This is a genomic window from Xanthovirga aplysinae, from assembly GCF_009711365.1.
GTDB lineage: Bacteria > Bacteroidota > Bacteroidia > Cytophagales > Cyclobacteriaceae > Xanthovirga > Xanthovirga aplysinae.
This window is the reverse complement of sequence record NZ_SMMB01000458.1, coordinates 1-1719: the sequence shown is the minus strand read 5'-3', so window position 1 is coordinate 1719 and position 1719 is coordinate 1. Positions and strand designations below refer to the sequence as shown.

Sequence of the window (1719 nt, the reverse complement as noted above, 5' to 3'; positions counted from 1 at the left end):
AAAAAACGATAAATAATATGATAAAATAGGTCCTCAATGAAAAATCAATTGATCAAATTCAGAATTAAAACTTTATTCTTAATAAAACTCCACAATAATTACCAGAAAATAAAACAGAGAAAATTAAAACTTTTGAACTAACTATTCAAAAAATAACACACAATTCTCTTTTAATAAAACTCTTCTGAGAATAAATATAAATTAAAGTGACGAATGGGCAGTATATAGGGAAAAGATAAAGAATTCCTCTCTATTTAAGATTTAAAAAATGTTTTTTAAGATAAGCTCTAATGCTGTATTCCTAATCTTTTCCATATTTTATTTCTGGGAATAATCCCTAAATTTGAAGTTGATGCTATAACAAACTTTGCTTATCATGTCCAAAAACATTACGTCAACAAAAAAAGCTACCAGTCAAAGAAAACAAGATCTTTTTGAATCTCCTGATTTTTATCAAATTGATGATTTGCTCACCGATGAGCATAAATTGATCCGAGAGTCAATTCGGGATTTTGTTAAAAAAGAGATTTCTCCTTTTATTGAAGATTGGGCACAACAATCCATATTTCCATCCCAAATCGTTAAAAAGTTTGGACAAATCGGTGCTTTTGGCCCCTCTATTCCAATAGAATATGGAGGAGGTGGGCTAGACTACATTTCTTACGGCCTGATCATGCAGGAAATTGAACGTGGGGATTCAGGTATGAGGTCAACCGCTTCTGTTCAAGGTTCCTTAGTGATGTATCCCATTTATATGTTCGGCAATGAAACCCAAAGAAAGAAATATCTCCCAAAATTAGGTAGCGGAGAATGGCTAGGATGCTTTGGTTTAACTGAACCCGATTTCGGCTCAAACCCGAGTGGAATGCTTACACACTTTAAGGACATGGGTGATCACTTTCTTCTAAATGGAAGCAAAATGTGGATATCCAATGCTCCACAGGCGGATATAGCCGTAGTTTGGGCTAAAAATGAAGAAGGCCGAATTCAAGGATTGATAGTAGAACGTGGCATGGAAGGGTTTCATACTCCTGAAACTCATGGAAAGTGGTCACTTCGGGCAAGTTGCACTGGTGAATTGGTATTTGATAATGTTAAAGTTCCCAAAGAAAATTTATTGACCGGTAAAGATGGATTAGGAGCCCCAATGAAATGTTTGGATTCCGCCCGTTACGGAATTGCCTGGGGTGCTGTAGGCGCAGCTATGGATTGTTATGAATCCGCAAAAAGGTACGCCTTGGAAAGAATTCAATTTGACAAACCCATAGCGGCATTCCAACTGACCCAAAAAAAACTAGCCGAAATGCTTACCGAGATTACCAAAGCACAGTTACTCAACCTTCGATTGGGGCAATTAATGAATGAGGAAAAAGCGACCACGGCTCAAATATCAATGGCCAAACGCAATAATGTGGCAATGGCCTTAAACATTGCTCGGGAGGCGCGCCAAATACATGGAGGAATGGGAATTACAGGGGAATATTCCATTATGAGGCATATGATGAACCTTGAATCAGTGGTAACATATGAAGGCACTCATGATATTCACCTTTTAATTCTTGGCAATGAAATAACAGGAATTTCAGCCTTTAAATAGAAATAGAGACGCAAAAATTTGCGTCTCTAAACCAGCAAGCCTCGAGTTATTTCTCATTTACATAGGCTTTCACCTTAAATACCTTTATAGGGTTTGAAGGATCATTGGAAAAGATAATAATT

1 protein-coding gene is annotated in these 1719 nt (G+C 36.8%); it reads left to right on the top strand.

Features of this window, described 5'->3' with window-relative positions:
- Positions 1-376: 376 nt before the first annotated feature.
- Complete coding sequence (locus E1171_RS01790) at positions 377-1597, top strand: acyl-CoA dehydrogenase family protein (protein WP_155203485.1); 1221 nt, start codon at positions 377-379, stop codon at positions 1595-1597.
- The last annotated feature ends 122 nt before the right edge of the window (positions 1598-1719 follow it).